At 63.1% G+C, this 25,979-nt stretch carries 30 protein-coding genes and 1 tRNA gene; 3 read left to right on the forward strand and 28 right to left on the reverse strand.

What is annotated here, in order from left to right; translation table 11 throughout:
- Nucleotides 1-170: 170 nt before the first annotated feature.
- Nucleotides 171-2,033, reverse strand: coding sequence for a dihydroxy-acid dehydratase (gene ilvD, locus GLX_RS11000; protein WP_014106043.1), 1,863 nt, complete (start codon nt 2,031-2,033; stop codon nt 171-173).
- 209 nt (nt 2,034-2,242) lie between these two features.
- Here ilvD and GLX_RS11005 point away from each other — a divergent pair, with 209 nt between their 5' ends.
- On the forward strand, nt 2,243-4,384 hold the full coding sequence (locus tag GLX_RS11005) for an AsmA family protein (RefSeq protein ID WP_014106044.1): 2,142 nt from the start codon (nt 2,243-2,245) through the stop codon (nt 4,382-4,384).
- 95 nt (nt 4,385-4,479) lie between these two features.
- Nucleotides 4,480-4,554, forward strand: a tRNA-Thr gene (locus GLX_RS11010).
- Between the two features lie 104 nt (nt 4,555-4,658).
- On the opposite strand, the gene GLX_RS18745 is transcribed toward GLX_RS11010, so the two are convergent.
- Both GLX_RS18745 and GLX_RS11020 read right to left on the reverse strand, forming a co-directional pair.
- On the reverse strand, nt 4,659-5,150 hold the full coding sequence (locus GLX_RS18745) for a hypothetical protein (protein ID WP_014106045.1): 492 nt from the start codon (nt 5,148-5,150) through the stop codon (nt 4,659-4,661).
- 13 nt (nt 5,151-5,163) lie between these two features.
- Nucleotides 5,164-6,162: a hypothetical protein gene (locus GLX_RS11020; protein WP_014106046.1), complete on the reverse strand. Its 999-nt coding sequence runs from the start codon at nt 6,160-6,162 to the stop codon at nt 5,164-5,166.
- 24 nt (nt 6,163-6,186) lie between these two features.
- Between GLX_RS11020 and GLX_RS18475 the strand changes: the two genes are divergently transcribed.
- Nucleotides 6,187-6,345, forward strand: a complete 159-nt coding sequence (locus GLX_RS18475; protein ID WP_158309232.1) for a hypothetical protein — start codon at nt 6,187-6,189, stop codon at nt 6,343-6,345.
- Nucleotides 6,346-6,420: 75 nt separating this feature from the next.
- Here the strand turns inward: GLX_RS18475 and GLX_RS11025 are convergent, their stop codons facing one another.
- The 25 genes from GLX_RS11025 to GLX_RS11145 form a co-directional block, all read right to left on the reverse strand.
- The gene (locus GLX_RS11025; RefSeq protein WP_014106047.1) at nt 6,421-6,621 is read right to left on the reverse strand and encodes a hypothetical protein; all 201 of its coding nucleotides are present in this window, start codon (nt 6,619-6,621) and stop codon (nt 6,421-6,423) included.
- Nucleotide 6,622: 1 nt separating this feature from the next.
- The gene (locus GLX_RS19000) at nt 6,623-7,366 is read right to left on the reverse strand and encodes a hypothetical protein (protein WP_014106048.1); all 744 of its coding nucleotides are present in this window, start codon (nt 7,364-7,366) and stop codon (nt 6,623-6,625) included.
- Between the two features lie 11 nt (nt 7,367-7,377).
- Nucleotides 7,378-7,863, reverse strand: a complete 486-nt coding sequence (locus tag GLX_RS11035; RefSeq protein ID WP_014106049.1) for a hypothetical protein — start codon at nt 7,861-7,863, stop codon at nt 7,378-7,380.
- Nucleotides 7,864-7,865: 2 nt separating this feature from the next.
- Nucleotides 7,866-8,168 (reverse strand): hypothetical protein, encoded by a 303-nt coding sequence (locus GLX_RS11040; RefSeq protein ID WP_014105521.1) that lies wholly within the window; start codon nt 8,166-8,168, stop codon nt 7,866-7,868.
- A gap of 99 nt (nt 8,169-8,267) precedes the next feature.
- Nucleotides 8,268-8,738 carry a phage fiber-tail adaptor protein gene (locus GLX_RS11045; protein WP_014105520.1) on the reverse strand — a complete coding sequence of 157 codons (471 nt, stop codon included), beginning with the start codon at nt 8,736-8,738 and terminating at the stop codon, nt 8,268-8,270.
- Nucleotides 8,735-9,148 carry a hypothetical protein gene (locus GLX_RS16595; protein ID WP_014105519.1) on the reverse strand — a complete coding sequence of 138 codons (414 nt, stop codon included), beginning with the start codon at nt 9,146-9,148 and terminating at the stop codon, nt 8,735-8,737. The genes GLX_RS11045 and GLX_RS16595 overlap by 4 nt, the downstream gene beginning before the upstream one ends.
- Nucleotides 9,148-11,238, reverse strand: coding sequence for a glycine-rich domain-containing protein (locus GLX_RS16600; protein WP_050856120.1), 2,091 nt, complete (start codon nt 11,236-11,238; stop codon nt 9,148-9,150). The genes GLX_RS16595 and GLX_RS16600 overlap by 1 nt, the downstream gene beginning before the upstream one ends.
- A 147-nt stretch (nt 11,239-11,385) precedes the next feature.
- A complete protein-coding gene (locus tag GLX_RS11060; protein WP_014106051.1) occupies nt 11,386-11,982 on the reverse strand; it encodes a YmfQ family protein in 597 nt (198 codons plus the stop codon).
- The gene (locus GLX_RS11065) at nt 11,982-13,097 is read right to left on the reverse strand and encodes a baseplate J/gp47 family protein (RefSeq protein WP_014105516.1); all 1,116 of its coding nucleotides are present in this window, start codon (nt 13,095-13,097) and stop codon (nt 11,982-11,984) included. The genes GLX_RS11060 and GLX_RS11065 overlap by 1 nt, the downstream gene beginning before the upstream one ends.
- Nucleotides 13,069-13,548 carry a phage GP46 family protein gene (locus tag GLX_RS11070; RefSeq protein ID WP_014105515.1) on the reverse strand — a complete coding sequence of 160 codons (480 nt, stop codon included), beginning with the start codon at nt 13,546-13,548 and terminating at the stop codon, nt 13,069-13,071. Before GLX_RS11070 ends, GLX_RS11065 begins: the two co-directional genes overlap by 29 nt.
- Nucleotides 13,545-14,021 carry a phage baseplate assembly protein gene (locus tag GLX_RS16605; protein ID WP_014105514.1) on the reverse strand — a complete coding sequence of 159 codons (477 nt, stop codon included), beginning with the start codon at nt 14,019-14,021 and terminating at the stop codon, nt 13,545-13,547. The genes GLX_RS11070 and GLX_RS16605 overlap by 4 nt, the downstream gene beginning before the upstream one ends.
- On the reverse strand, nt 14,021-15,169 hold the full coding sequence (locus GLX_RS11080) for a phage baseplate assembly protein (protein WP_014105513.1): 1,149 nt from the start codon (nt 15,167-15,169) through the stop codon (nt 14,021-14,023). Before GLX_RS11080 ends, GLX_RS16605 begins: the two co-directional genes overlap by 1 nt.
- Nucleotides 15,166-16,470: a DNA circularization protein gene (locus GLX_RS11085; protein WP_014106052.1), complete on the reverse strand. Its 1,305-nt coding sequence runs from the start codon at nt 16,468-16,470 to the stop codon at nt 15,166-15,168. Before GLX_RS11085 ends, GLX_RS11080 begins: the two co-directional genes overlap by 4 nt.
- Nucleotides 16,471-18,696 carry a lytic transglycosylase domain-containing protein gene (locus GLX_RS16610; RefSeq protein WP_014105511.1) on the reverse strand — a complete coding sequence of 742 codons (2,226 nt, stop codon included), beginning with the start codon at nt 18,694-18,696 and terminating at the stop codon, nt 16,471-16,473.
- Between the two features lie 117 nt (nt 18,697-18,813).
- Complete coding sequence (locus GLX_RS11095; RefSeq protein ID WP_014105510.1) at nt 18,814-19,125, reverse strand: phage tail assembly protein; 312 nt, start codon at nt 19,123-19,125, stop codon at nt 18,814-18,816.
- On the reverse strand, nt 19,122-19,499 hold the full coding sequence (locus GLX_RS11100; protein ID WP_014105509.1) for a phage tail tube protein: 378 nt from the start codon (nt 19,497-19,499) through the stop codon (nt 19,122-19,124). The genes GLX_RS11095 and GLX_RS11100 overlap by 4 nt, the downstream gene beginning before the upstream one ends.
- Nucleotides 19,500-19,508: 9 nt before the next feature.
- On the reverse strand, nt 19,509-20,984 hold the full coding sequence (locus GLX_RS11105) for a phage tail sheath subtilisin-like domain-containing protein (protein WP_014105508.1): 1,476 nt from the start codon (nt 20,982-20,984) through the stop codon (nt 19,509-19,511).
- Nucleotides 20,981-21,232 carry a DUF2635 domain-containing protein gene (locus GLX_RS11110; protein WP_014105507.1) on the reverse strand — a complete coding sequence of 84 codons (252 nt, stop codon included), beginning with the start codon at nt 21,230-21,232 and terminating at the stop codon, nt 20,981-20,983. The genes GLX_RS11105 and GLX_RS11110 overlap by 4 nt, the downstream gene beginning before the upstream one ends.
- Nucleotides 21,232-21,795 carry a phage tail terminator protein gene (locus GLX_RS11115; RefSeq protein ID WP_014105506.1) on the reverse strand — a complete coding sequence of 188 codons (564 nt, stop codon included), beginning with the start codon at nt 21,793-21,795 and terminating at the stop codon, nt 21,232-21,234. The genes GLX_RS11110 and GLX_RS11115 overlap by 1 nt, the downstream gene beginning before the upstream one ends.
- Nucleotides 21,792-22,331 carry a hypothetical protein gene (locus GLX_RS11120; protein ID WP_014105505.1) on the reverse strand — a complete coding sequence of 180 codons (540 nt, stop codon included), beginning with the start codon at nt 22,329-22,331 and terminating at the stop codon, nt 21,792-21,794. Before GLX_RS11120 ends, GLX_RS11115 begins: the two co-directional genes overlap by 4 nt.
- Nucleotides 22,318-22,719, reverse strand: coding sequence for a phage head completion protein (locus GLX_RS11125; RefSeq protein WP_014105504.1), 402 nt, complete (start codon nt 22,717-22,719; stop codon nt 22,318-22,320). The genes GLX_RS11120 and GLX_RS11125 overlap by 14 nt, the downstream gene beginning before the upstream one ends.
- On the reverse strand, nt 22,712-23,356 hold the full coding sequence (locus GLX_RS16615) for a head-tail connector protein (RefSeq protein ID WP_014105503.1): 645 nt from the start codon (nt 23,354-23,356) through the stop codon (nt 22,712-22,714). Before GLX_RS16615 ends, GLX_RS11125 begins: the two co-directional genes overlap by 8 nt.
- A complete protein-coding gene (locus tag GLX_RS11135) occupies nt 23,356-23,658 on the reverse strand; it encodes a hypothetical protein (RefSeq protein WP_014106053.1) in 303 nt (100 codons plus the stop codon). Before GLX_RS11135 ends, GLX_RS16615 begins: the two co-directional genes overlap by 1 nt.
- Before the next feature lie 41 nt (nt 23,659-23,699).
- The gene (locus GLX_RS16620) at nt 23,700-25,238 is read right to left on the reverse strand and encodes a phage major capsid protein (protein ID WP_014106054.1); all 1,539 of its coding nucleotides are present in this window, start codon (nt 25,236-25,238) and stop codon (nt 23,700-23,702) included.
- Between the two features lie 41 nt (nt 25,239-25,279).
- Complete coding sequence (locus GLX_RS11145; protein ID WP_014106055.1) at nt 25,280-25,978, reverse strand: HK97 family phage prohead protease; 699 nt, start codon at nt 25,976-25,978, stop codon at nt 25,280-25,282.
- Between the last annotated feature and the right edge of the window lies 1 nt (nt 25,979).

Consider the following 25,979-nt stretch of genomic DNA (forward strand, 5'->3'; position numbering starts at 1 on the left):
GCGTTCTTCAATGCTTTCTGGAAAATTTTTGCCAGAAACGTCCTCATGATCGGAAGATGTTGTCTGATCGCCTTTTCAGGCAGCCTCTGGCACTTCATAAAAACTGTCACGAAAAACCCGGCAGGAACGGATCCTGCCGGGCGCTACAGGCTCAGGGTCGTGACGGTTGGTTAGCGGCTGGTGCGGCGGCCTAGTTGGCTGACATCGCGCACGGCACCCCTGGCCGCGCTGGTGGTCAGGGCGCTGTAGGCCTGAAGGGCAACCGAGACCTCACGCTGGCGGTCGGGCTGCCAGGCGCGCGCGCCACGTTCTTCCATCGTATCGCGGCGGGCGGCAAGGTCCGCATCGCTTACGGTCGTGCGCAGGATGCGGTTGGGAATATCGATCTCGATCGTATCGCCTTCCTCCAGCAGCCCGATGATGCCGCCTTCCGCCGCTTCAGGCGAGATATGGCCAATGGAAAGCCCCGAACTGCCGCCCGAGAAACGTCCATCGGTAATCAGTGCGCATTTTTCCGCCAGACCCTTGGATTTGAGGTAGCTGGTCGGGTACAGCATTTCCTGCATGCCGGGGCCGCCCTTGGGGCCTTCGTAGCGGATCACCACTACGTCACCCGCCACGATTTGGTTGCTCAGGATAGCGGAAACAGCGGCATCCTGGCTTTCAAAGATGCGCGCAGGCCCGGTAAAGGTCAGCAGGTTTGCCGCCACACCGGCCGTTTTCACGATCGCGCCGTCTTCCGCCAGGTTGCCAAACAGCACTGCAAGCCCGCCATCCTGACTGTAAGCGTGTTCCGCATCCCGGATCGCGCCATGCGCCCGGTCGGTATCGAGTGCCTTATAGCGGCTGGACTGGGAGAATGCCTGCGTGGTCCGCACCCCGCCGGGGGCAGCACGGAAGAAGGTGCGCGCCTCCTCATCCGCCGTGCTGGCGCTGATATCCCATTTTGTCAGTGCAGTGCTTACGCTGGGGGCATGTACGCTGGGTGCATCCTGATGCAGCAGGCCCATGCGCGCCAGTTCTCCCATGATGGCGGGAATGCCGCCTGCGCGGTGCACGTCCTCCATATGGATATCCATGCGCGAGGGCGAGACCTTGCACAGGTTGGGTACCTTGTGGGAAAGCCGGTCGATGTCGGACATGGTGAAATGCACCTTGCCCTCGTGCGCTGCTGCCAGAAGGTGCAGCACGGTGTTGGTTGACCCGCCCATGGCGATATCGACCGACATGGCGTTTTCAAACGCAGCCTTGGTGGCGATGCCGCGCGGCAGGGCGGTGGCATCGTCGTTCTCGTACCAGCGGCGGGCAAGGGCGACGATCTCGCGCCCCGCGCGCATGAACAGTTCGCGGCGGTCGGCATGAGTGGCCACAAGGCTGCCATTGCCCGGCAGGGCCAGGCCCAGCGCCTCGGTCAGGCAGTTCATGGAATTGGCGGTGAACATGCCCGAGCACGACCCGCAGGTGGGGCACGCCGAGCGTTCGATGGTGGCCGACTGCTCATCGCTGACATCGGAATTGGCCGCCGCCACCATCGATGTGATCAGGTCAACCTGCTGCTCGGTGCCATTATTGATGATCTTGCCCGCTTCCATCGGCCCGCCGGAGACGAAGATGGTGGGGATATTGAGTCGCATCGCCGCCATCAGCATACCTGGCGTGATCTTGTCGCAGTTGCTGATGCACACCAGCGCATCGGCGCAGTGTGCGTTGACCATGTATTCCACCGCATCCGCGATCAATTCGCGTGAGGGCAGGCTGTACAGCATGCCGCCATGGCCCATGGCGATGCCGTCATCAACCGCAATGGTATTGAACTCACGCCCGATACCACCCGCATCGGCCACGGCACCGGCTACAAGCTGGCCCAGATCCTTGAGGTGAACATGGCCGGGCACGAACTGGGTGAAGGAATTGGCGATGGCAATGATCGGCTTGCCGAAGTCACTATCCTGCATGCCGGTTGCACGCCACAGGCTGCGCGCACCGGCCATGTTGCGGCCATGGGTCGTAGTGCGGGAACGATAGGCGGGCATGACGGTGACCTCTCGCGGCAATCTGGTTATCATGAAGGGTAGGAGAATCTGCCTGACCGCATACAGGACACGCGCGCATGGCGCCAGTCCAAACCTGCCGTTAACCATGGTTGGCCATGCTGGTGGCCCGGTAGCCTGCCGCAACTCCGCTTGCGGCCATCCGTTCGTCTGGTTACCTGTTTTTCCGCCGCACAAGGAGTGCCTGCCCCATGCCACAGCCCGCAAAGCCTGATAGCCCGCCTCGTCGTAATTTACTGGCGCAGATCCGTTTTCCGTTCCTGGGTGTGCTGGTGGTGGGTGTGCTGGCGCTGGTCATATTCTGGTCGTGGGACTGGTTCATCCCCATGGTGGAACGCCGCGCCGGCGCGGCGCTGGGGCGTAAGGTAACGCTTGCGCACCTGCATGTGCATGTTGGCCGCGTGATCCGTATCACGGCCGATGAGGTGAAGATTGACGAACCCGAGGGTTTCGCCACCCTGCCGCCCTTTGCCACCGCCGACCATCTGATGGTGGGGGTCCGCCTGTGGCCCCTGCTGGGCGGGAAGCTGGACCTGCCGGTCATTGCGCTGGACAAACCGGTGGTTGAACTGAACGAAAAGCGTGACGGTACCGCCAACTATCAGTTTCCCGCCAGTGGTGGCGGTGGTTCGACCGCCATGCCACGCATTGGCGAGCTTAATATTGATGCGGGCCAGCTTCATCTTGTTCATGCCGGGCTGCGCAGCAACATGCGTGCCGAGGTGCATACCACGCCGGGGCAGGGAGATGTGCAACCCCGGATCGTGGCGGATGTACGCGGCACCTATACCGGGCAGGCCATCATCGGGCATTTCTCGGGCGGGGCGCTGGTCTCGCTGGCTGACAGGACCAGGCCCTACCCGGTTGATGTAGACGTGCGCCACGGCCCCACGCGCCTGACACTGGTGGGCACGGTGGATGATCCGCTGTCTTTTGCCGGTACCCGGCTCAGGCTGACGCTGGCGGGGCCGGACATGTCGCTGCTTTATCCGCTGACCGGCGTAGTGATCCCTCAGACCCCTGCCTACCATGTGGCGGGCAGCCTGGACTATCATGACGGGCGGGTGCGCTTTCGCAATTTTGAAGGCGTGGTCGGCTCCAGCGACCTGGGCGGCACGCTGGATGTGGACCCGCACCAGAGTGTCACATTCGTGGATACCAACCTGCATTCACGCCATGTGGACCTGGCGGACCTTGGCGGTTTCTTTGGTGCGACGCCGGGCGAGCATCCCTCCACCACCCAGCAGGCGGCGCAGGAAAAGGTGCATCAGGCCAGCGGCGCGGTGCTGCCCTCCACACCCATCAACATGCCCCGCCTCAAGGCCACCAATGTCCATCTTGCCTATCATGGCGACCATATCGAAAACCGGCATACCCCGCTCGACAACATTGATGTGCTGGCGGATATCCGCGATGGCACGATTGATGTCCATCATCTCAATTTTGCCGTGGGCAAGGGCACGCTGGCCAGCAGTGGCACCTTTGTGCCGCAGGGCAATGGCATGGATGCGCGCATCCGTATCGACATGGAGCAGATCGACCTTGCCCGTCTGATGCAGGCAATGGGCCACAACCTGCATGGGCAGGGGATCATTGGCGGGCATATCGTGGTGCATGGCCATGGCCAGTCGCTGGCGCAGATCGTGGGCAATGGCGATGGCGGCATTACCATGGCGCTGGATGACGGAGGCGACATTTCGGCCATCCTGCCCGACCTGCTGGGGCTGGAACTGGGTAAAGCGCTGCTTTCCGCACTTGGCCTGCCCGCACGGACTGACCTGAAATGCCTGATTGCCGACATGCCCCTGCAGGACGGCGTGTTCCACACCCGCACCATGCTCCTGGAAACGGGCGATACCCGCACCGTGGGCAGTGGGGACATCCGCTTCAGTAACAATACCATCGACTATAAACTGCTTACCCATTCACGACATTTTGCCATCGCGTCTTTTCCCGGCCCGCTTTACATCACTGGACCGCTCAAGAGTCCGAATGTCAGGCCGGGGGCGGAAATCATCGGTCGGGCCGTGGCGTCCGTGCTGACGGGTTTCGTGTTCTCGCCCGTAGGTCTGCTGCCCACCATTGAAGGGGGCGTGGGCAAAAATTCATCGTGCGCCAGCGCCATCCGGGAGGTGAATGACAACCCGGCCGCAGGCATCGCCCCCCATGCCAGCCATCCGGGACGGCATGGCGCGCACGGGCATGGCGTATCTGCCCGGCAGGGTGCGGCCGCCAGCAAGGCAGGTGCGTCCAACATTGGCCCCAACGGGTTGAGTGCCGCCGAGCGCGCACGTATCCGCGCAGTCTGGGCAGGCAAGATGGCAACACATTGAAGAACGGAATCCCCGCTTGACCATGCAGGGCATTTCGGCAAAAAGGAACAGGTGCAGCAGGCAACCCGCAACTGGCGGGTCAGGCCCGCCGCCATGCCGGGTTAGCACAGTGGTAGTGCAGCGGTTTTGTAAACCGAAGGCCGGGGGTTCAAATCCCTCACCCGGCACCATACACCCAAAGAAAACAATCAGTTAGGAAAAGCGCATGGGGCGCACGAAGCGCACGCTTCGCACATGACCCCGGCAAATAAGCCGGCATAAGCCAGCCGTTGATTCAGCCTTCCTTGGACGATGTTTCTGTCGCCTCGTTCTTCTGGTCGTCAGATGCATCGGCTGCAGTCGGTTTATCTGGCGTGGCAGCGGCGGTGGCTGCAGTCGGTTTATCCGGCGTGGCAGTGGCGGCGGCTGCTTTCGCGTCTTCCTGCACCTTGTCCAGATGGCTTTCGGATATGGCTGTTCCACTAACCGAGGATGTCGTTCCTTCGGTCGGGCTGGAGGTGTCTTCAGGTGCCCCGACCGAATTGGCTACCTCGCCCACGGTGCTATGCATGCGAGGGGCATTCAGGGCCTCATTGCGTGCGATGCGGGTAGCGTGTGCCTCCCTGATCAGGGCGTTGAGCGGGCGGTATTCGGCGGCTGTCAGGGCGCGGCCGGAAAGGATCGCGCCCTTGAGCGTAGGCCAGACGGCGGAGAACGGCGCATCCGTTCCTGCCAGACGGGCCATGACATCCTGGAATGTGCTGTCGGCTGCGTAATTGTGGGCCATTGATCGGTTCCTTTCAGATGGTGTTGGCGTCTTCGTCACGCATGACCGACAGGCGCCGCAGGCCGTCGCGCAGGATACGGTTGTCACGCGCCAGGCAGGGCAGCCCGTGGCGGTCGTATGCGATGTCGAGATCGGGATCGAAGCCGGATTCGCGCAGGATATCCTTGCGGTCCAGGTAGAACCGCTTGCGCTTGGGGCCATGGAAGCCGTGCGAGAGCATGCCGGGCACCACGCCGATGTCCTGTTTCACATGCTCATCGCACAGGGCCGCGAACTGCTGCAGGCGCCGCGTGCAGCTGGAGGACGTATAGGTGTCGGACGTGTTGAGCAGGCCGGCAAAGGCCATGGCGCTGATGTAGTCGGCCGACCCGGTCACCAGCCAGTCAGGCAGGCCGCCGATGGCGTCATATACATCGGCACGGAATGCCCAGGCGTAGCCATAGTGCTGGCGCCAGTCGCGGCGTTCCCCCTTGAGCATCCACGATGCGGTGGGCTGGCCCATGCCGTAATCGTTCGGGGTGACGCGGATGTCGCCGGCAGCCCAGGCGGCACAGAATGAGCGGTCCATCAGGCGGTCGTTCTCATCCATGACCGGGTTTTCGTCGGGGCCGAGATCAACCGAGTACGACCAGGGCTGACCCACGCGGTGGATCTGGAGCATGTCCAGCGTAGCGGTGGCCCAGTCGGGGCGCTGGAAAGCAACGTCGGCATCGATCTGGGCGATGTAGCGGGCGGAATCCGGCAGGCGCTGGCGGCCATAGCGGATCAGGCCTTCCTTGAGCCAGTTTTCCTGCCGGTCGGTGCCGCGCACCTGGAACAGCTGGGTATGGCGGAAGGCGGGATCATCGGACTGCAGCGCGAAGTCGCGCTCACGGATCGTATGCTCCACAATGGTCAGGCTGACGCCGCTGTCCAGCATATGAGAGATGAAGCGGTAGAGCAGCCGCTCCCGCGACTTCCAGCGGCGGTTGTTGGAATAGACACAGATAACGTGCAGGTCGGATGGTTTCATCAGGGCACCGGGATATGGGGAATTATGTGGTCAGGGAGCGGGCGGGCCGAGGCGGTCATCGATGACGCGCGCGCGCCGGGCCTTGCGGTAGAGGCCAGCGGTGATAGCCAGGATCTGGCCGATGATCGCACCGCCGGAGAAGACCAGAAGGTCATGCATCGGGGCGCGCCCAGCAATCGCTGACAAACCGCCACATGAGGGTGCCAAACGAAATGGCGGCTCCCGCCGCCATTCCGCTGGCGAAGATCGCCACGCCCTTCATGATGCCTGGATGGCAGTGTTGGCCGCCTTGCACTTGGCGGCCAGGGCATCCATCGCGGCCGTGGTGGGGCCGGATTTGCTCAGGGTGTTTTCGATCGCGTCCTTCACATCCGTGTAGACGTCCGGGCCATATTTCTCGACCAGGCCCGCGATGGTGGTGGCCGCGCCAAGGATGGCGCTGATTTCGGCAGCGGTCATGTCAGTTCCCCGTTGTGGTGGTTGTGGTGGCGGGCACCAGGTCAGTGCAGGACGTGGACACGCTGCCGGCCTGCACGCCGGTCCAGCAGGTCTGGAACGATGCGAAATCGGTCTCCAGCCCGGATACAGCGGTCTCTGTCAGGGATTTGCCGCCGTCTATCGCGGTTTGGAGCGTGGCGATTTCGTTATAGACGGTCTGGCTGGCTTTCTTGATCAGGGCCTTGTCCGCGTCCGTCAGGGTGATGCCGGGCACCTTGCCGGCCATCACGTCGGGCATGGGCTCGGCCAGCACATCATAAGCGCTTTCCAGATCATTGACCGACTGGCGCAGCTTGACCTGCGTGGTTGAGCCGCAGGCGGTCAGCAGGAAGCCCGTGCCGATCAGGCAGGCGATGGCGGGCAGTCCCGTCGAGCGCGATGGCGGGGCGGATGCCGGCGGCTTCGTGATGGCCAGCGTACCATCGGTCAGCAGGTGCGGTGCCGTGGCGCGGATGACCTGCATGGCAGCCGAGCCGACTTCATGGTGGGTGGCCAGCGCGTTCACCACGGCGACCAGGGCGGGATTGGCCGCCGTGTCGGATGTGGTGTCATTGAGCAGCAGCGGCAGGGATGCCGCCAGCATGGCAGCAGCAGCGCCCTGCGGGATGACGTTGCACCAGGTGGCAACGGCAGTGCCGACCACGATGGCCAGGAAGAACAGGGTGGAGGGCTGCCGCACCCATGCGGATGCCGATTTGGGGTTCATGGTGCGACCTTTCACGATGCATCGATCGCGGCCTGGAACAGGACGCGGTTGGCCCCGGCGTTCGCGGCGCCCAGGACCGAGTTGTAGAATTGCTTGTGGTAGGCGGAGAGTGCGACCGCATCAGTGGCAGAAGGCAGCGGGGCCGGGGCGCGGAACAGACGCACGCGCGCCATCGCACAGGCGTAGCGCAGATTGGATACCAGCTGGGTCAAACGCGGTTCGGGGGACAGCAGACCCTCGATACGGCCGCGCAGCACGGACTGCGCCGTGCTGTTGAGAAAATTGGTCCAGCAGTCATCATGCGTGGCCGGCTCCATCTGCCACAGGCCCAGCGCCGGGCCATTGAACTGGCGCAGGTAGGCCGCCCGGCTTTCCGCCAGGGCGATGCCGGTCACGAGGTTTACGGCGGCCGGACCATCCAACGCGATGGCCTGTAGCGTAGGTGCGATGATTTCATGCTTGAGCTGGCTGATATCGAGACCAGTGCATACCGACATGATCATGATGCACCTGCAGCCAGATGCTTGAGCAGCATGATGACGCCGGCGCCCGCACTGGACCCAGCAAACGACAGGACCAGGACAATTCCCCGGATTGTACCCTTCTTCAGGGTGTTTTCATCGCGGAGCGAGACGATATTGCCGTTCATGGTCGCCAGCTGGGCGGCGACGCCATGCTCGAACCGGGTCCGGCTTTCGCGGTCCAGGTCGAATTTCGTTTCCATCACAGTCATCCTTCGGTCCAGCGAAAGAAGACTGATCTGCTGTTCCTGCCCCGGCGGTTCAGGAGGCGAGAGTTCCATAGGGCAGTCCCTTGTGCACGATCAGATTACGAGCACAGAGGTTGCATATGGTCGGTGCACCCGTACACAGCGAAATGCCGGGTGCACCGTTATTAAAGGCTACGCGTTCGCGGTGCCGTTTATGGTAATTGTTCCGGCCGTAAACGTGATGTCAGGCGGTGTGCATGCGCTGGCGGCCGGCATGTCGTCCGAGGCGGAAACAGACAGCGTGAAACGCCCGGTAATGGTGCGTTTCTGTGCCGTGGTCACAGTAATGAGGATCTCGTAACGTGGCCCAGGCTGGCCGCCAGACAGGCCAAGGGTGACGATACCGTTGACGAAGACCGCCCAGTCGATCGACAGGCCCGTGGCAGGAGCAGCGGATACATCCTTGACCGCGATTGTGCTGATCGTGTCGTTACAGTCTGCCAGCCATGGTGTGTAATCGACACTGTAGTCCAGTGCATCTCCGGCAACCTTGGGCGGCCATGCCCGTGGAAACGGTCGAACGGAGATACCGCGCAGGGCAGAGTCACCCGGAACCGGAAAAAGGATTGTGCGTGCCCGACTGGCGACCCAAGACGCGGTCATGATGTCTGCGATGTCCCATTAAGATCGGCAGGCGCCACAGGCAACATTGTGCTGGTTACATCAGAGCCATTGGCGATTGCCTGCAGGGCTTTCAGGTAAGCCACGATATCTGCAGGTGTTGATTCCCCATACATGCCATAGGCCTGCCATGTGGCGGACGCAGCAGATGTCAATGCATCCTGCGCCTGTGTTTTCAGCGGCACGACAGCAGCAACCGGTGCGGCAAAGGTCCATGCCCCGCTGGCCGCCTGCGTTGCGGTCCAGCGTTCCTGCGGTACAGGCGAAACGGCCGTGACGTCCACGCAGGCCGCCACGAAATCCGGGGCGTAGAGCGATGACAGGGTTGCATCGGTGGTAATGATCTGCCCCACGACGCCATTGTGCACCCATGCATATGTGGATGTGGCCATTACGCATACTCCCTGATCAGGATGAGGCCGCCGCCGCCGTTCCCGGCCACGACGCCCGTGGTGTTATTCGGCCCGCAGCACGCCCCCGATCCGCCTGCACCGAAGTTCTGCGCGCTGCCGGGGGAACCCGAACCGCCGCTCATCGGGGGGCCACCGGACCCGAAACGGGAGCGGCCGCCCGCCATGACGCCAATGGCGTTCCCGGTAACGACGCCCGTTGCAATGCAGGGACCGCCGCTCTCACCAATCTCGGAAACCAGTATGCCGCTGCCGCTGGGCGTAGCCGACCTGCCCGAAGAACCCGAAAAGATATTGGAGGCCGACACATTTGCGGTGCCATAGAAGCCGCCAATCCCGCCCGGAGCCGTGCAGTAACTGCCAAACGATGATGCGCCCCCGTTTCCGCCAGCATTGCCTGCGGATGCCGTGCCATAGCCGCCAACGGTAATGGGAACGCCAGACGAGACATCCAGGCTGGATATCGCGTAGCGGGCAAACGCGAAGGCACCGGCACCGCCGGCAGCCCCCATTGCAATCTCATTGCTGGCCGTTGCTGCGCACGAACCACCAGCGGCACCACCGCCCTGGACCAACACCTCGATGGTTTTGGTGCCTGCCGTCGGGGTGTAGGTTGCCGATCCGGGCGTGGCGAATTTCTGGACATTCAGGAGACGACCGGGAGAGACGGCATCGACCTGCGCGGTCGTCCAGCTTCGCGTTGCCCCCAGGTAATTGCCCGATGCTGTCTCGATAGAGAGGTAATCCGCGCCGCTTCCATCGTCGGCGACATATCCAAGCCGCTGGATGTAGGCTGTCTGACTGTCCGTGTAGGTCTGGGGCAGGAAGCGTGCGACACCCTTGGAATCCGTGCACGCCACGATGTTCTGGTCAGTGTTGAACCCGATGCTTACAACCGGCGTGGTATTGGCATTGGACAGTTGCGCGACATAGGTGGCGGCTGCCCAGTCGCGTGTGGCGCCCAGGTAATTGCCTTCTGCCGTCTCGATCGAGAGATAGGAGAGGCCCGAACTGTCCTTGGCGACATACCCGAGCCGCTCGATGTAGGCGGTCTGGCTGTCCGTGTAGGTCTGGGGCAGGAACCTGACCACACCTGCGGAATCGGTGCATGCCACGATGTTCTGCTGGGTGTTGAACCCGATGCTTACAACCGGCGTGGTATAGGCATTGGACAGTTGCGCGACATAGGAAGCGGCTGTCCAGTCGCGGGTGGCGCCCAGGTAATTGCCTTCTGCCGTCTCGATCGAGAGATAGGAGAGGCCCGAACTGTCCTTGGCGACATACCCGAGCCGCTCGATGTAGGCGGTCTGGCTGTCCGTGTAGGTCTGGGGCAGGAACCTGACCACACCTGCGGAATCGGTGCATGCCACGATGTTCTGCTGGGTGTTGAACCCGATGCTTACAACCGGCGTGGTATAGGCATTGGACAGTTGCGCGACATAGGAAGCGGCTGTCCAGTCGCGGGTGGCGCCCAGGTAATTGCCTTCTGCCGTCTCGATGGAGAGATAGGAGAGGCCCGAACTGTCCTTGGAGACATACCCGAGCCGCTGGATGTAGGCGGTCTGGCTGTCGGTATAGGTCTGGGGCAGAAAGCGGACGTTTCCTGCCGTATCCGTACAGGCCACGATGTCCTGCTGGGTGTTGAAGCCCATGGATTGCATGGCCACGGTCACGTCATTGGCCAGCCCGGCGACAAAGTTGGCGGTGACCCACGGCTGCATCGCCCCCTGATAGGTGCCCTTGGCCGTCACAACAGACAGGTAACCTGCCGCGTTCCCGCCGCCGGGCACGTACCCCAGTTGCTGGATATAGTCGGTCTGGCTGTCCGTGTATGTCTGGGGCAGGAAATATACGGTGCCTGCGGTATCTGTTGCCGCCACGATTTTCTGCTGGGTGTTGAAGCCCAGCGAGGCAATGCCAGTCGTGGCATCGTTCACCAGCTGCAGGACGCCGCCATCAGACAGCGCAGTGGAAATCAGCTGTTTGATTGCTGCCAGAACCTGCCCGTTATTGCTCTTGTCGGGCGCCATGCCGACGGCAGCAGGGATGGCGAATAATTCCTCCTGGACCATATTGAGCCACCAGTAGCGTACGCGTGTCGCGGACTGCCCCCCAGTGGAGCCTCCAGTAAAAAAACCCGGATTTCCAATATTGTCTGTGGGGTTTGCTGGTAATGTCGCAACTGCTGTGGTGTCGTCTATACGATAGACCATGATTGATTATCCGTATGCAAACAGGACAGAGGTGTGGGCAGGGACACGCGCCGTAATTTCACACTCGAGGACGGCATTGCCCCAGACGGCGAGTGCATCATCAGCGTAGGACTGATCAGCGGAGAAATAGGTGACGGTGGTGCTGGCCGCGTTCACGCGCCAGACATAGGCCCAGAACGGGTCGTAAACCGGGTCATCCGCACACAGGAAGTCCGCCTGTGCAGGGGCAAACTGGGTGATGGTGATGTCGTATCCGAGGTTTTTGGCAAACTGGACGAAGTAGCCGACGGACGCGCCGCCGGTATCAGCCAGACGGGCCACTACCTGGTTGCGACGCTGCTGGATGGTGGGACTGTTACCCGCGCAGGGATCGGGCAGCCCAAGGGTTGCTTCCCATTCATCCAGCACGCTGGTGGCCGTAGCCGGAAAGACATCAGGCACTATGGAACGGGCGGCGTTGATGAAGCGTGCGGCCGTGGGCATGAAGCCTGCAAGCGCGGCATGCATGACCGTATCGGTTCCGCGCGGCCACGCACGGCCCCGCGGGAGGGTGCGCTTGAAGGCTGCCAGTGTCTGGTCAGCGGAGTAGCCGGGAATGCCCATCAGGATGTTGCTACCAGATTGCCGACGGATGGCAGGGAGCCGACCGGTATGGATACAGGACCAGAGGGCGAGGCGATGGTGAACGATGCGCCAGTGGAAATCAGGGCACTTTCGATATCACTCTGTTCCAGTGTCATGCCCAGAGGGGTGCCAGACCTGAAATACAGGTCAGACAGAGCGGTTTTCATGGCTGCGATCTGGGTTGCGGTGTTGGGGGAAAGGTTCGCTACGATGACATCCACGGGGAACGGTTTGGGCGCGCATACGGCCACCAGTGCAGTAACCGGCTGTTCGGTCCAGATGGCATTGGCAACGGCTAGCTGGTCGCCAGTGGCAACAGTGTATCGGGTTTCGTTTGTTGCACACCCGTCTGTTCCCTGCGGGTATCCGCCATTTTCCTCCTGCGCATCATCCAGCATCACATAGACCGTGACGGTGCCGGGGCCGAAGGCGAGCGGGTTGCACCAGGCGCGGGTGACGCCAGCCACATCTTCCGCCCATTCCACATAGTCGGACTGGCGGCCGCCACCCGCGCGGGATGCGTAGGCCGTGAGCACCCGGGTGCGGTATTCGCTGTCGGTCTCCTGATCGGCGCTACCGGTCATGCCGGCAGGCGTGCTGCCCTGTGCCGGGATGCCGGAGACAGATGTGAGCAGGCTGAAAGCCACGCCGGCATCACAATTTCCGGTAGCGCCCGTGGACTGACAGGTAACGGGCACCGTCAGCGTGCCCGAGGCATCGGCCGTGGCATCAGCGGTGGTGGCATAATCCACCCCATCGGCACGCATGATGACGGTGCCGGACGGGAGCGGGACGTCCGGCGTGCAGCCGGTGAACTGGACCTGGCCGCTGGCCGTGGTGGCATCCTTGCGCAGGATGTCGCGCATCGCCCCCCAGCCGTCCAGATTTTCATCCGTGGCGGTAAAAGGGACCGCCTGCCGGTAGCAGTAGGCCAGATAGTCGTAATTGCCCCAGGTCAGGTTGGAAAAACACCATGCCAGGGTGCGCAGTACGGAACGCGGCAGGAGGGACAGGCCCTTCGTGATATTGCTTGAGACAATATCGTTCAGGGCCTGGGATTTCAGGTCAGAAAGGGTTGGCTGTTGATAGGGCATTCCGGGCGGTGTCCTTCCATGCCCACGCATACTGGAAGGATGTGTCGGTGCCATCGGGCTTTGTCAGACGGATGCCGATATTCAAGGATGTGGCGTTCAGCCACGATGTCTGCACGGTAATACTGCCCACGATCCCGTCATCGACCAGCCATTGCAGGGCCTGTTCGCATATGGTGCGGGCGTGGGTCAGCAGGCTGTTGCCCTGTTTCTTCGCACCCTCGATCGTCCAGAGCAGGGAGCCCATCTGGAAACTTTCCAGCCCGTCGATCCAGCAGCCACGCAGGTCGTTCGATCCGTCGGGCGTGACCGTGCCGCTGGGGGCAGGGGCATCGGTAAACAGGCTGAACAGGACGGCGGTTTCCAGATCCGCGTCCGTGTCCAGATCACCATTGGTGATGACCCAGTCGCAGTGCATTTTCGTGTTGTCATAGACCAGGCGGATATCGGTCATCCCTGTGGCCCTTGTGTGCTGGAGCTGCCCTGCTGGACCCCGCTATGGGTGTGATCGGACAGCTTGACGCCGCCGGCGGTGATGAAATCTTTTGCCGTGACTGTGCCGCCATCCACAATGACCTTGCCGGATGCGGGCTTGATGTAAACATCCCCATTCGCCTTTGCGAGAATGACGGTGCCGACAACCGGATTCGCGATGCCGGCCTCACCCGGCTGCGCGCCGGTATGGCGGTATTTCTGGTGGTTGTGGCCGGTGATCACGCTGTCCGTGCGTTTGCCGCCAGTACATGTGAGCATGACATCAGACCCGACAGGCGGGCAGCTGATCAGGCCGTAGGCGATGATGACCGGCTTGCCATCCAGCGTTTCATATTCATTGAGGCTGATCTGCACGGTCTGGACGGGGCCGCTATCGTTCGGCGCAGTCGTTGTGCGGCCAATACCGAACAGGCGGGAAAGCAGGTGCCTCATTATGCCTGTTCCTGCCCGGCAGTGCTGGCCAAATCATTCTGCACCTGCCAGTCAAACGGGGTCTGCACGGCGGGCTCGACTGTCATGGCCTCGGGCGGCATCAGGGTCAGTTCCGCCGTGGTGCCCTGCTCGGCACTCTTGGAGAACGTCACATCGGTAATCAGCCATGTCTTGCCGGGCAGTTTAAGGGCCGGCAGGTGAACGGGCACAAGGGTGTTCGGGGTCCAGAGTACGCCAGCCCTGTCATGCCAGGAATCGCAGACCAGGCGCACGGCCTGCGAGCGGCCACGCCGGCGCTGTAGTTCCCACTTGGCCCGCAGTTCAGCCAGGAACTGGCCGTTGTAGCTCTGTTCACTGACCACGAAATAGGGTCGGTAGCGTGGCACGCCGGGATCTTTGAGCGGGGTAAACTGGTTGCCGGCGTTGGCATTGTCGAAATCGTTGAAGTTCTGCACGCTGAACAGGACGGGCAGGTAGGTACTGAAGCGCTCATCCATGCGGTAGGTGACGCTGCATTCCAGTACGTTCACACCCTCGGCAAAACCGCTGGCGTGGGTGTCTGTGCCGACAGATGACAGAACAAGGTTGCCGTCCGCATCATCGTAAACCATGACCGCCATATACCGGGCGCATTCCTCGATCAGCTGATAGGGGGTCTGCCCGAGTGTTACATTGAAGATCTGGATGATGCGGTCGCTGGTGGTCGATGGCAGCGTGATGTTCTTTGTCACCACATCGATCCCGTAGGGCGTGCAGAGCTGCTTGGCCAGCTGGACCAGATCACAGCTGCCCAGCTGGCCGCGCGGCACGACGGCATGCGTATCGACCAGATCGGAGCAGCGCGAGCGGCCGCCGATACGGACCTGATGGCCTGTGCCGACACCGATTTCGTAAATATCCACGTATCCGTCGATCACCTTTACATCGCCGATGGAAAGCGTGCAGGGCTCCCCGGGCATGATGTCGAGCTGGCTGGTGTCGAGATATTTCTCGGTCAGACCGATATCGTAATCGGACGGGCAGCGTTCGGCCCCGCGCGTGACACGGATTTCCTGCCAGCCGGACCATTTCGTGTTGCCCACGGTCAGCGTGACTTCGGTGTTGATGTCCGGCAGGTCGCCGCCTGCCAGGGCGTTGATCAGGTTCATTGGTCCAGGGCCTCGAACTGCAGGGGCATGAACAGGGGATGGGGACAGTCCGCGCGGGCGACCAGGTCGCGGGTGCGGGTCGGGTCTTTGTAGAGACGCCATGCCAGCGTGATGGCGGGCATGGAGGCGTTGAACGTGAATGTCTCGATGTGAGCGAGCTGGGCGCCGCGCTCGCTCAGATCCTGCACCACGGTGGTGCGGAGCGCGCGGAGCGCGGCATAGCTTTCGCTGTCCGCACTGTCGGCTGCCGTGATGATCTCGGCATCGAGCACGGTGATGATGCTGACCAGCATGGCCTGCGCCTGTTCGGCACTGTCCGGCTGGGCCGCCTCGACCGCTTCGGCCAGGCCGATGATGGCGGAGCGGCGCAGGGCGTTGCCCATGGCGGTCTGTGCGGTGGCGACATCCGCCCCGATGGGGGCCGTGGTGGCCATGACGGATGGCTGGTAGCCGGCCAGCGTAGACAGCACGCGGATCTGGTCGGCCGGGCTGATGGTGGCGGCCCGGATGGCCACGACCACGGCCCGCGCGGCCGTGGCGCAGGCGGCAGGATCGGATACGGCGGACAGTGCGGCTGTGGACAGGGCTGCCACGGCCGCATCGATCGCGGTGCGGGACGTGATGACGGCAGCGCGCTGGCTGGCCACAGTGGCGTTGGCAGGTGCGGGCGCGGCCAGCATGCCGCCGGCATAGCGCCCGTTATAGCTGGTCAGGCCCGAGGTTTCGTTCGCGATGGCGGCGGGATCGCGGCCGGCCGCCGATGCGCCTGCCCCCCATGCGCTGGCGACATTCTGCGCCCCCAGGCTTACGGCACTGGCGGTGGATTTTATGCTGGCAAGCTGGCTGGCCAGAACGTCGGCCACGGCCAGGACGGCAGCCGCAACCGCGACAAGGATCGCATTCTGGGTATTGATGAGCAGGTTGGGATAGAGACGCGAGCCGGCCTGCATCAGGACCAGATCGAACTGGACCTCGCGCTGTGCGTCGCCCCGGTCGCGGAACTGGACCGGCTCGACCAGGCTGCACTGCACCGGGCCCAGGGTAGGATGGATCAGAAGGCCCGGGCCTTCCAGTTCACAGGCAGCCAGCAGGGCGGCGCGCTGGAGGTACACATCATCGCCCACCAGGCGCCCGGCCAGTGTCATGACGCGGGGTGCGCGGCCCATATCCTCGGGCCATGGGTCATCACGGTATGGATATTCATGGACAGCAGTGCGTCGTCCGCCGGATAGCGAACCTTCACGCACCAGGAACGGGACACCCCGCCATATGGCGGGGATGAACAGGTCGATTACGGACATTTACATCGATTCCGACGGCATGGCAGTGGAGATTTTTGGCGCGGGGCCACCGCCCGCCATGCGTGCGCCCTTTATGCTGACACGCGGGGCCTGCGGATGGCCATCGTTGTGGACGCGCAGATCAACGGTCAGGCGCCGGGCAAAATCGTTCCAGGTGCCCCCCCCGGAGCGGGATGCGGTTTCAGATCTGGCACTATCGTTGTCCGAACCGGAGCGGGCAGCGGCGCCCTGGGCCGGCCGGTCCTGCCAGACCGGGCCACGCGGTGCACCGACCGGAGCGGCAGCCGTTTCTCCAGCGGCATCATCATCTGCGGGGACCGGCACACCATCACCGTGCGCGACATCAGCATGCATGCGTTTGGCGGAACTGGTCAGGGCGTCAATGGAGGCGACGTAATCCTGCGTTTCCCGGGGGAGGCGTGACGGGTCGCCGGTGGCGGCAAACAGCTTTACCCCTGCCTTGTTCGGCCCGGCGTTATAGGCCGCTTCCGCCGCTTCGTAATTGCCGTGAAACAGGTCGAGCAGGCTTTTGAAGTAGCGTGCACCGCCATCCAGATTGCCCTGCCAGGTGTAGTGCGGATCATTGATGGACCTGGGAAGCCCCAGTCCACCCGCTGTTCCCGGCATGAGCTGGGCCGGTCCGAATGCGCCGGCTGGCGATACGTTGCGATAGCCACCCCCTTCGGTCTGGAGCAGGCTGGAAAACCGGTCAGGGTCCAGACCATGACGCGCGGCGGCGATGCGGGCTTCTGCCGCCACGTCCTTTTTCAGGGGCGGTGTTCTTACGATGGTGTCATTGCGGGCCAGGTGGCCGCCACCGGTAAGGACTTCATTCCACACATCATATGCCAGGGCGGTCATGCCCAGGAGAGGCAACGCACGGCCGCCCAGGCGCAGACCGGCGCGGCCCATGTTCATTGTGCGCGCCACAATGCCCGTTCTGGCAGCGCCGCCCGCAGCGGCGGCGGCTCCCCCTGCCACTGCAGCGCCTTCCGCCACAGATCCGGCGCCTGTTGCCGCTGCCGCCTCAGTGCCTCCTGCTGCGGCGGCCGCAGCCGCACTGGCGGCTGATGCGGCCTCGGCAGCAATGGTTGCCGTGCGCATGGCCTTGAGGGCCAGAGTGACCTGTACGATCTTGCCCAGCGTCATGCCGAGGCCCAGCAGCATCCGGCCGATCAGGACGGCCATGATGACCTTGCCGACATCCTTCGCGGTCTCTTTCCAGCCGCCCAGGCTTCTGGCCACGCTCTGGGCATCATCGGCAACCTCGGCAATGTCATCGCCGATCTGCTTCCAGTCCACGGACATGATCCATTTGGCGAAGGACTCGACTGCCTGCCCGATCCGGGCGGCAATGGCCTCGCGGTTCTTGGCGATCAGGTCGGTAAACCAGTTGAGCAGGGACTGCAGCCCCGGGCCTGCTTTTTCCGCAATGGAATAGGCGAGGCCGCGCGTGGCCAGCCCCAGCCGGGTCTGGGCCAGTTGAAGATCGGATGCAGCCTGCACGCCTTTCTGGTTGGTCACGCCCAGCCTGCGGGCATCGGCCTCCAGCATCTGCATGCCTTTTGAGCCACGGCGCAGGTAAGGGAGCAGATCTTCACCGGCAGAACCCAGCAACTGGGTGGCAACGCGGGCCTGCAGGGTCGGGTCGCGCAGCCGGGCAATCTTGTCGGCCAGTTCAGGGAGTACCTGCGTCACATCGCGGACGCCGCCGCGCATGCTGCCTATGCGGATGCCGAGCTGGCGGAAATAGAGCAGGGCCTCATTGTTCCGGCCGCCGATGGCATCGACCATGTTGTCGTGCAGGGAGCGCAGGCCGGTCGTCATGGACCCGGCTGATGCACCGGCTTCTTCTGCTGCCCCCTGCAGGGCCTGCAGTTTCTGGGGCAGGATGCCTATGCGCTGGGCGTCAAAACCCAGGCGCGTGCCGAACTGCGCCCAGGCGGTGGTCAGCTTGTAGAGGCCTGTCAGCGATGCGGCACCCGTCAGGATGCCCATGGGCTCAATGACCTTGAGCAGGGATGCTGCCGTGCCGAGGCCTGCCGCCGTCCAGTCCCGGAATGCGCCCGCGAGGCGGCGCACACCACTGGCATCCATGAACCGACCGAATGCCCCCCGGAAGCGGCGGATGGGGGCATTCATGCCGTTGACCCGCCTGGTGATGTCGTTCATCACCCGGCTGGCCTTATCGACTGCGGAAATGGTGATGGTAAAGCCGCTAGCCATTTTCGCGTTCCATTTCAGTCTGCCTGTCTATTTCCTCCAGCCACCAGACCATTTCCGAACCGGTCAGGCTGTGTGATTCCCGTGCTGACCAGCCCAGCCGCTGCGACAGGAGAACGGCTAGCTGCCGCCAGTCTCCTGGCCAGCCTCGATAAAAGACTGGAGGTAACGGGTTGCCTCATTGATCACGCTGATCGGGAAGTAGTCGCGGATATCGGCAAACGGTATTCCCGCGTTCTGCGAGACCAGCGTGAGCGAATACATGCGCAGGTCCACCGGGCCGATGGTGGCCCCCTTGAGGTGCTTTTCGGCATTGAGCACCTGGCCGCCGGTGGGTTCGCACAGGTCCAGCTGGGTGTAGCAGGCCCCTGATTTCGTGTTGATCGGGGTTTCAAGCTCGATGGTTTTTACCGGATCGGGCAGCTTGCTCATGATGTGGGGGTCTCCGTAACGCTCACGCCTTCAAACGTGACTTCCATTGTTGCTTCCCCGGTGCTGACCTCGACAGCCTCGGTGCACCACAGGCCCGAGCCGCCCACGGTCTTGTTCGTGGCAAGCTGGAGCTGCACTTCGGCGTCCGACATGTCGTTAAAGTCGCGGACCGTCATGCCGCCGGCATCACGGATCGACATGATGATGCGGCCCTGCTGGGGGTTTTCGGAATAGCCGTGGATGCCGTTCTGCCCCTTTAGGGTTTCACGGGTCCATCTGGCGGGGCTGTAGCGGCATTCGATGATGTCGTATGGCACGCCGTTGATGAAACCGGCACCAACGCCGGCGCGGCGCATGCCTGCTGAACTGGCCATTTTCGGTCCTTAACTCTTGCGGAACTGGATGAGCATGGGGATGTCGCGCACCTGGTTGACGACATCGATCGGCAGCAGCTCGCGCAGCTGGCCGCCGCCAGCGTTCTGCACGATGATGGCGGCTGCAAAATTGGCACTGTTCTGCACGTAACCTGCATCTTCCAGCGCTGCGTAGCGGCTGATCAGCGCCTGCTTGACCACGGGAGCATTGATGGCATTGGACCCGGCCGCGATGCGGGTTGTGTCGGACACCAGCTTCTTGGTCAGGTAGGGCGTCTGGAACTCGCGCAGGTCACGGATGACGTAGGCCAGCTGATTCATCGTCTCGCAATCGAGATAGGAATCATCGGGCATGCCGGCGGCATTTTCCTGATACGTGGTGATCAGGCGCAGGATGTAGACGGTGCTGTCATCACCGACCGAGAACACGGACAGGCCTTCATACAGGAGGCTGTTCTGTTCGGAGAACGTCCACTGGTTGGGCTGGGACGGCGGCAGAACCGTCAGCGCTACCTGGGTGATGGGGATGCCCGGATCGGCGCGCACCTTGACTGCCACGCCTGCCGTGATTTCTGCCGCCCAGCGCAGGGGCGAATGCGGGCTGTCTGCAATGGGCATGACGGTCAGGTGCTGGTCATTGACCGTGCCACCGAAGGTGGTCACTTCCCCCAGCGTGCCACGCACGGCGGAGAAGACATGCCCGAACAGCATCTGCAGCCACGACCATCGGCCGGTCTGGTCGTTCCAGAATTCCTTGATGGCGGCAAGGCTTGTGGCGTCCGTGTAGGGACAGCACACGAAATCGAACGTCCGGTTGCCGAGGTTGGCGAGTGCGGGCGTGATGGCGGCGGACGGGTTTTCACTGCCACCCGTGAACTGGGTGAAAGTGATGGTCAGGCCGTCGGACGTGTAATCCGAGGACGTATCGGACGTGCCGAGCAGGATGTCATTGCCGCACGCGCCAGCATTGAGCGCGGTCAGTGGCAGGGAGGCATCGGTGATGGTGCCGGCCGATACGGGGATGTTGGCGACCTGCGCCATGGCGGTGGGGATGCGGGCAAGGATATCGGCTGCGGCATCGCCCACGGCATAGGCGACCGGGACCAGTGCGCCGTCGATGAGGAACACGATGGTGCCCGAGCCGGTTGGCGTGCCGGATATGGCGATGGCGCCAGCGGCAGCCTGCGCTGCCGCATCATCATCGAGCGGAAGCACCCACAGCTCACCGAAGGTGTCGATGTTGCGATAGTGCGATACCGCAATGGCGGCCTGCGATCCGGCGCCGAACATGGTGACGGCGGCGGCCGGGCTGGGGATGATGACCGGCGTGCCGGCAGGTGCCGTGCCGGATTTCAGGCGCTGGGCGATGATGAGCGCGCGCAGCGCCACCGTTGCAGTATTGGCCTGGCTGGGGTCGATATCCGCAAACACGCCCGGGACGCGGTTCGTGGTGGGATAGTTGGGGAAGGTGATTGATTCGCTCACGACTTATCCTCCTGCGCGGGGGCCTGTGCCTTGGCAGCAGCCGGGGCTGCCGCCTCATCCTGCTTGGCGGTGGCCTGTGCGACGGGTGCGGGCGCATCCACTGCGGGTGGTGTTTTCGTGACATCGCCATCGCGCAGGCGGCGTGCCCAGAACGGATCGTAATCCGAGACGGTCAGGCCCTTTTCGGGAACTGGCGCGCGGGTGCGGGGGTCTTTTACCGTCCGCCCCTCGACCGGGTAGATTTTCATTATGTGCCTCCAGGCGAACCGAGCGTGAAGCCGAACGGCGTTTCCTTGCCGTTCTCGGGATCAGTCAATGTTGCCTCTATCCCTATGATGGGATCGGCCGGGGGCTGCCAGCCGTCCTGATCGGTAATCAGGATTTTCAAGGAGAAATCGAACTGCCAGTGCAACCGCTCCCGATCCATGTGCACGAGATGGCCGCCGGCATAGTTGAAACCCTGCGATGAATTGGCCCAGTCCGGTCGCCAGTTGAGGATGCAGCGGAACAGGTCGGCCCGGGCGAGATCAAGCAGGGAGGAGGCGAACTGGCCGCGCTGGTCGGCACGGTTGGGCAGGTCCACCACGATGCCGATGGTTTCGGTCACGTCCTGGTCCAGGCCGTTGCTGGAGAGGTTGTCCCCCGCTGCATCATCGAGCGAAATGACATAGGCGGCGGGGCGTTTGAGCCATGCCTTGTCCACCACCTGGGCCAGTTCGGCTGCACCGGCCGCACAGCGTTCGCCATTGGCATCGAGCGACAGGAACGTCGAACAGGCGCGGATCTGCATGATGACCGCATCGATATTCATGTCTTTACGCGCTCCATCACAATGTCCCTTACGGCGGCATCGGCCAGGCGGCGCTGGATGGAGGGCGCGCGCTGGGCCAGCGCGGTGGAAAGGAACTGGCGGGGTGCCAGAACGCGACCACTGGAGACGTAGAGCTGGCTGCGGCTGCGCTTGTTCCGGCTGCCCGCCTTGCCGCCCCTGGCGCCGGCTTCCAGAAACTTGGCGTAGAAGGCAGCGTCACGGATGGACTCGACATCGCGGGTCTTGCCCTTGAGCAGCCGGGCGCGGATCGAACGGGCGAGTGTGCCGGTGACATTGACCGGCGCCTGCCCGGGTGCTGATGCGCGGTGTTTGCCGGGACTGGTACCACCGCGGTATTTGATACTGCCGCCGCCGCCGTAATACAGACGGCCACCACCGACAGATGAGCGGATGAGCCTGCGGGCTGCGGTGGCGACTTCACGGCCTGCTATCTGGAGGTTCTTGCGCAGGTTCTTCTTTGAGAACTCGGGGGCGTAGGCGGATATCTCGATCTGAATGTTGCTATTCTGTGGCATCGATCTGGTTGTCCGTTCCCTGCTGTTCCAGCTCGCATTCGATGCACACGAACCGCTTGCGGCCACCGAGTTCCTTCCAGCGGCGCACGCGGAACTGTTCCCACCGCAGCGAGCCGTCATTGCGGCGTGTGGTGCGGAAAATGGCGTGGGTGTTGGGGATGGCATCCGTCCAGCGCATGAAGATGCGATGGGTGACGGCGGGGCTGTCGGTCTGCATGGTGCCCCAGTAGGTCATGGCGCCGACTGCCTGCACATCGGCCCGGACCTTTGCCATGCCATCGAACGACGTGACGATGCCCGTTCCGGTCTGGTCGGGCATCTGGTTGCGGCGCGCGATCAGGACCGGCCAGCGCAGGCGGCCCACGCGGATGCGTTCGTCTTCAGGCACCGAACCAGACCAGGCGGTAGTTGAAGAGCATGGCCTCGGCCCAGTCGGGCATGGCCTCCATGGTCATGTCGCCCCGGTTTTCATAGATGTAGGCGGTGAGCATGGCGATCGCGAGCCTGATGTCAGCGGGGATCTGTTTGTGGGTGTCGCCATAGCCTGCGGTGAAAGTGACCAGCAGGTGACGGCCGCGTAGCAGGCCGAACGATCCGGTCATGGAAAACCGGGCTGGCTCGGACGCGACATCGAGCCAGTAGTCGGTGGGGGAGAGAGTTTCGGTCGCGCCTTCCGGGTCGATGACCTGAATGCCGCCAAAAGTCTGGAACGGGGCGCGCAGCAGGCGGTACGGCCGTGGGTGCATGGGTGGCCATGAATAGGCCAGCGGCAGGACCAGCAGGGGAGACGGTGTCATGGGCCATGCGTTGGCGATGGGCTGGTCACCGATGGCCATGGTGTATTCTGTGGTGATGAGGGCGCGGCCGGTGAACTTTTCCACCCATGACGTTGCGGCACGGATGTAGGTGCGCAGCAGGTCGTCATCATCATCGTGGTCGATACGCAGGTGCCGCTTCGCAAAGCCAAGGGAAATGGCCTTGCGTTGCGGTGGCGTCTTGACCCGCAGGACAAGCGTGGTGGGCATCAGGCGCGGGCGCGCTTGGGGCTGGTGGGTTCAGCGAGCCCCTGCATGACGAAATCGCGCAGGCGCCGCTCCTGCCTGATGCCATCGAGCTGGATCTGCAGGCGACGTTCGTCGTCTTCCTTTTCTTCCTTTGTGGGCTTGTAAGGGATGGCCCAGCCCTTGCGCCTGAGTTCGTCCACGGTGCTTTCCTTGAAGCAGGCGACCTGCCCCTTTTGATAACCACGCCACCAGCGGGTCAGGCGCACGGGAACGCGGGGTGTATCTTCCTGCTGGGCGATGGTTGTCGCGCGACGGAAATTCATGATCGGGTGTTCCTGTCAGGAATGGAAAGGGATGGGCAGCGTCAGCTGCCCGTTGTGCCGGTCGTGCCCGAGTTGCTGCTGCCCGACGTGGTCGTACCACTGGTCGGGTTGGCGCTCTGTGCGGCCGAGCCGGATGTGTTGAGCGCCTGGGTGGTGTAGGGCGCGCCAGCAGACATGCCGGTCCAGCCACCGGGTATCCACGCATCCACGTCCGCCACGGCGATGGACTGGAGATGGCGGGTCTGGATGTCGTGTTCGCGGATGATGCGGAAGATGGTCTGGTCACGCTGGAAGGCGGAAACCATCACGCCATCGGTGCCGGCATAGGCACCTTCATACGAAACCTCGATATCGGCAGTGTAGGCATCACCGATCAGGATGTCCGCCATATCGACAAAGAAGATATAGGAGCCCTTGCCATCGGCCTGCAGGTTCGTGGGCAGCTGGGTGGTGGTGTAATAATCGTAGCCGGACAGCTTCCCCGTGTTCATTTCATCACGGAAGAAGTAGCCGCCGACTTCGTTCGTCAGGCCCTTGAGGAAGGCTTCCACCGCCGGGTGGAAAATCCACACGGGCGTGATCATGCGGCTGTTGCCGTTTTTCAGAGTCAGTTCACATGCCTGGAGCGTATTGATCGCGCCGGTCAGGGTTGCCGCACCGCCCGCGATAACGGAACCGCCCATGTTCAGGATGCCGATCGGGTCTTTCAGCGTGCCGGCACCCAGAAGGAATGCCAGATCCTCGCGGCGCGAGGCCGATGCAATCAGGTCATCGCGGACGATCTGGTCCACCGACATGGCTGCACGGCGGATAAGATCGTTCGATACCGGGACCATGGTGGTCAGTTTCTTGGCATTGAACTGCAGGTCGTCGAAGGTTTCCTGGCTGATGCCGATGTCATCCAGTTCGTCCTGGTAGCCGGACGTGGCGCCGCCGGCCAGGCGGGGCATGGTCAGGTTACCGGTTGCCATGTCGATGGTGCGGGCGCCGGCGCGGCGCACGACGGTGGCGGCACGGAGCAGCTCGATCAGGTCGGCCACGAACTGCTGGGGCACGAGCGCGCCGCCGGTGGTCTGGCCACCGGCAGCGAGGGCACGCTCGACATCGGTGTTGCCAAGGCCTTCCTTGGCGTATTTGAGCGCGCTCTGGAAACCGTATTTCTTGGCATGGCCAACGGTCAGCATGTAGTGGATGAACTGGCCGCCGGCTGCCAGTTTCTGCTTGAAGGGCACGCCGATGATGGTGCGGGTAACGCCGCCAGACATGCCGGCCTCCTGCTGCAGGTCCGGGTTTTCGGGATCAGTTGCCGCCTGGGCGTCGAGGTTGAGGACTTCCTCCACGCGGCCGATACGGGTGTCGAGACCCGCAATGGTGCGCTCAAGCGCGGTGATGGCGTCGTTATCGGCCTTGTCTTCGGTCTGGGCGGTTTCGGGATCGACCGGGCTGCCATCCTCGGCAGCCTTGACGCGGGCGATGGCGCGTTCTTCCAGCCGTGCTACGGTATTGCGGTAATCATCCGCCGCCTTCTTGCGCTGGCGGCGGAGTTCCTTGAGGGATTCGAGATTGATTGGTGCGGGCATGTTCCGTCCTCTTGAGGGCGCGCCCGCACCCGTAGGGAAGATCAGGCCGGGAGCGCGAACCGTCTTGCCCGCGTAGCACGCAGGTGCGCATGCGCTACGGCGATACTGGTCGGGACTGGCTGTGTTCCGGGATTTTCAAGGCTTTTCCCCCCGGCATCCGGCGCGGTGGCAGTGGGCGCGAGCAGGGCTTCGGGGTTGGCCGGCACGCTGACCACGGAGAACTCGGTCAGTTCCTGCCGTTTGAAATCGATGCCGGGGAACCAGCTGTCGCCGTCACGTTCCTCGTCTTCCGTGAAATCCCATTCCAGAGGGCGGAAGCCGACACTGGTGGCGCGGATGAAGCCGGTCACGCCGGAGCGGAAGGCATAATCGGCCCAGGGACCGACAATGGGCATGTCACTGGGCTGGAACTGCACGGTGGCGTCCAGGCCGTTACCGGCGCGGGAGATATCGATTGCCTTGCCGATGACCAGGTCATGGTCGTGGCCCCACAGCACGACGGGGTTCTGCAGGTAGGATTTCAGATCCCAGCCATCGGCGGAGATGACATCCTGCATGCGGTCCACGGCATCGGTAGTGATGGTGTAGCGCAGCTGGCGGGTGGTATCGGCATCTTCCGCCACATCCAGCTTCGTGATGAAGGAGCGCACGACGCGCAGGTCGGGCAGGCGGGACGTGCCGCCGCGCTCGCGGCATTCCCATGCCATCTTGGCGAAACGGGCGGGGGAGACGGTACGCATG

Origin of the sequence: Komagataeibacter medellinensis NBRC 3288, from assembly GCF_000182745.2 — a bacterium.
Taxonomy (GTDB): Bacteria; Pseudomonadota; Alphaproteobacteria; order Acetobacterales; family Acetobacteraceae; genus Komagataeibacter; species Komagataeibacter medellinensis.